A 3738-nucleotide genomic window follows, 5' to 3' on the forward strand; every position below is an offset into this window, starting at 1 on the left:
TTGAAGGCATTTTTGGAAAGCATATGAACTTCATCAATAATATAAATCTTATAAGAAGATTGACTGGGAGCATAGAGCAGTTCTCGCTGAAGTTCCCGGATATCATCCACCCCTGTATTGGAAGCTCCATCAATCTCAATAACATCTGCTGAAATACCGGCAGCAATCTCTACACAATTATGGCATTTATTACAAGGAGTAATAGTTGGACCTTCAACACAATTAAGGCTTTTAGCCAGAATTCTTGCCATAGAGGTCTTCCCCACTCCTCTCGGTCCCGTAAAAAGATATGCATGTGCAATACGATTACTCAGAATAGCATTTTGCAGAACTTCAGTAATATGCTCCTGAGCATATACTTCAGCAAAAGTTTGAGGTCTATATTTTCTTGCAAGTACTATATAACTCATAAACTAAACTCCTAAGACATAGTTTTGAACTACTGCCAATTAGGCAAGCATTTTCTTCTGGACAATTAAGTGAGTAAAGATAAAAAAGGACTTAATGCTTTTCCTTTAAAAAATACTAAGATAATTTATAAAAATACTGGAGGTTAGACAATGAAATTGGAAGGTAAAGTGGTTATAGCTCAAGGAGGAGGACCTACCGCTGTTATCAATCAATCATTAGTAGGGATTACTCTGGAAGCAAGAAAGTTTGTTCAGGTCACCCGAGTTTATGGTTCTTTATATGGAGTTCGGGGAATTATTGATGAAGAATTTGTGGATCTTACTCAAGAGACTACCCACAATCTGGAACAAGTTGCTAACACTCCTTCTTCTGCCCTACTTTCCACCAGAGATAAACCAGATGAAAAATATTGCAAAGAAATCTTTAAGGTACTGAAAGCTTATGATGTTCGCTATTTTTTCTATATTGGAGGCAACGATTCTGCAGACACTGTTCGCATCGTTAATGAAGAAGCTGATAAAGCAGATTATGAATTCCGGGCAATTCATGTTCCTAAAACAATAGATAATGACCTGGTGCTAAGTGACCACACACCTGGCTATGGTTCTGCTGCCCGTTTCGTAGCTTCTGCTTTTACTGGAGTCAATCTTGACAATCGTGCTTTACCAGGAGTATATATAGGAGTGGTAATGGGAAGAAATGCCGGATTTCTTGCTGCAGCATCAGCTTTAGCTCAAAAGTATCCTGATGATGGACCTCATCTCATCTATATGCCTGAAAGACCCTTCAATCAAGAAACTTTTTTAAGAGATGTTCAGAGGGTATATGACCGCTATGGAAGATGTGTAGTCGCTGTTTCAGAAGGTATTGTAGATGAAAATGGAGTTCCTATGATGACTATCCTGAGCAAAAATACTGAAGTAGATGCTCATGGTAATGTTCAGCTTTCTGGGACGGGAGCTTTAGGAGATTTATTAAGTGATTTGGTTCGTACCCGACTCAAAATAAAGAGAGTTCGTTCTGATACATTTGGTTATCTTCAACGTTCCTTTATAGGATGCGTTTCTGATGTAGATCAAAGAGAAGCTAGAGAAGTAGGTGAACGAGCTGCTCATTATGCTATCTGGTATAATATGGATGGTTCCATATCAATTCAGCGGACAGGATTTTATTCAGTAAACTATCAATTAGAAAATCTTTCGGATGTAGCAGGAAAGACTCGTCATATGCCAGATGAATTTATTAATGAGAGCGGAAATGGAGTGACGGATGATTTTAAATATTATATTCGTCCACTTTTGGGATCAGGATTTCCTACTGCGCACCGTCTTCGTGCACCCAAGGTAGATAAGATATTGCAGGTTAATACTTGACATTTTTATAATGTAAATTAAAAGGGATAAAAGTATAATATATTAAAAATGGAGGAACAAATGACCTTTCAAGAATTTATGGCAAAAGTGGAAGCCCGGAATCCTGGAGAACCAGAATTTATTCAGGCAGTTAGCGAAGTAGTAGAATCCATATGGGATGTCTATGAAAGCAATCCTCGTTTTGTAAAAGCTAATGTATTAGAGCGTTTAGTGGAGCCCGAACGGGTTGTTATTTTCCGCGTTCCCTGGATGGATGATAATGGTAACATCTATGTCCAACGTGGCTATCGTGTCCAATTCAATAGTGCTATAGGACCCTATAAAGGTGGTTTAAGATTTCACCCCAGCGTTAATCTATCTGTGCTCAAGTTTCTCGGTTTTGAACAGGTGTTCAAAAACAGTTTAACTTCCTTACCTTTAGGTGGCGGTAAAGGTGGATCAGATTTTGACCCTCGTGGAAAATCTGACGATGAGATAATGCGCTTCTGTCAATCTTTTATGGCTGAGCTTTTCCGTCATATCGGACCCAACACTGATGTTCCTGCTGGTGATATTGGAGTTGGTGCTCGTGAAATTGGATATCTCTTTGGATATTATAAGAAGCTAATGAATGAATTTACCGGTGTTCTTACGGGCAAAGGCATTAATTGGGGTGGAAGTCTCATCCGTCCTGAAGCTACTGGTTTTGGAATTGTCTATTTTACAGAAGAAGTTCTTAACACTATTGGTGAGACCATAAAAGGAAAACGAGTTGCTATTTCTGGATTTGGAAATGTAGCCTGGGGCGCAGTTCAAAAAGTTAATGATTTAGGTGGGAAGGTTGTTACCCTCTCTGGACCTGATGGTTATATCTATGACGAAGATGGCGTTTCGGGTGAAAAGATAGACTTTATGGTAACTATGCGTAATTCCAATAGAGATATGGTGCAGGACTATGCAGACAAATATCCATCAGCTAAATTCTTCCCCGGAAAACATCCCTGGGAAGTTCCTGTGGATGTAGCCATTCCTTGTGCCACACAAAATGAATTGAACGAAGAAGATGCTCTTAAACTGATTAATAACAAATGTATCTGTGTAGTTGAAGGTGCTAATATGCCTTGTGTTCCTAAAGCTGTTGAAGCATTCCAGAAAGCTAAGATGCTATTTGCTCCCGGCAAGGCAGCTAATGCAGGTGGTGTTGCTACCAGTGGACTGGAAATGACCCAGAATGCAATGCATCTTTCCTGGCCTCAGGAAGAAGTTGATGCTCGTTTGAGAGAAATTATGAAGAATATTCATAAAGCCTGCGTTGAACATGGAAAAGAACCTGATGGATACATAAACTATGTAAAAGGTGCCAATATCGCTGGTTTTATGAAAGTAGCCAATGCAATGTGTGACCAAGGTTTAGTCTAAATAAATAACAATTAAACAATAAGACTCTGCTTTCACAGAGCAGGGTCTTTTATTTTCCCGTAGAAACTCAGAAATACATCTCAGAATCTTAATACTTTGTTATTAAAATCACTACCATTCTATGCTTTCATTTCATTGCCAACAATCTTGCCTAAAAGAATGAATGTGAACTTAATTACTTATTAATTGTACAGTTTAATACTAATAATGGTTGAAAAAATGAAGCTTTATTCTTATTGACAATTTTCTAATCTTAGTCCTTTCTTCTATTTTTTGTGAAGATGAGAAAGTGCTGTATTTAAGGTATTCTTCCCCTCTTCCCAGAAATCTTTCCAATCTTGTTTGGAAGGTACAAGCACTGGCAACATTGCACCATTGGTTCTTCTTTGCTCATAAATAATAATTAAGAAAAACCATAATAAATAAGCAATACCACTAGCTATAGCAGCACCAATTAATCCCCAACGAGGTATCATTAGAAGATTTAATCCTATATTCAAGCCCAGTGAAATAGCTGGTATAAGAATAGTAATAGGAGGAAATCCCTTGCTGTTCA

3 protein-coding genes and 1 pseudogene are annotated in these 3738 nt (G+C 38.1%); 2 read left to right on the top strand and 2 right to left on the bottom strand.

Annotated features, from left to right (window positions below):
* On the bottom strand, nucleotides 1–410 hold a 410-nt coding region (locus E0946_RS06995; RefSeq protein ID WP_133201750.1), incomplete at its 3' end, for an AAA family ATPase.
* A 150-nt stretch (nucleotides 411–560) separates the two neighbouring features.
* Here E0946_RS06995 and E0946_RS07000 point away from each other — a divergent pair.
* Together E0946_RS07000 and gdhA are read left to right on the top strand one after the other, a co-directional pair.
* The gene (locus E0946_RS07000; protein WP_133201751.1) at nucleotides 561–1784 is read left to right on the top strand and encodes a 6-phosphofructokinase; all 1224 of its coding nucleotides are present in this window, start codon (nucleotides 561–563) and stop codon (nucleotides 1782–1784) included.
* Between the two features lie 60 nt (nucleotides 1785–1844).
* Entirely contained in the window at nucleotides 1845–3182 is a 1338-nt protein-coding gene (gdhA, locus tag E0946_RS07005) for an NADP-specific glutamate dehydrogenase (RefSeq protein WP_243713778.1), read from the top strand.
* Nucleotides 3183–3448: 266 nt separating this feature from the next.
* Here gdhA and E0946_RS07010 read toward each other — a convergent pair.
* Nucleotides 3449–3738, bottom strand: a pseudogene (locus E0946_RS07010) (polysaccharide biosynthesis C-terminal domain-containing protein); the annotation flags it as partial.

This window comes from Candidatus Syntrophosphaera thermopropionivorans, from assembly GCF_004353895.1.
Classification (GTDB): domain Bacteria; phylum Cloacimonadota; class Cloacimonadia; order Cloacimonadales; family Cloacimonadaceae; genus Syntrophosphaera; species Syntrophosphaera thermopropionivorans.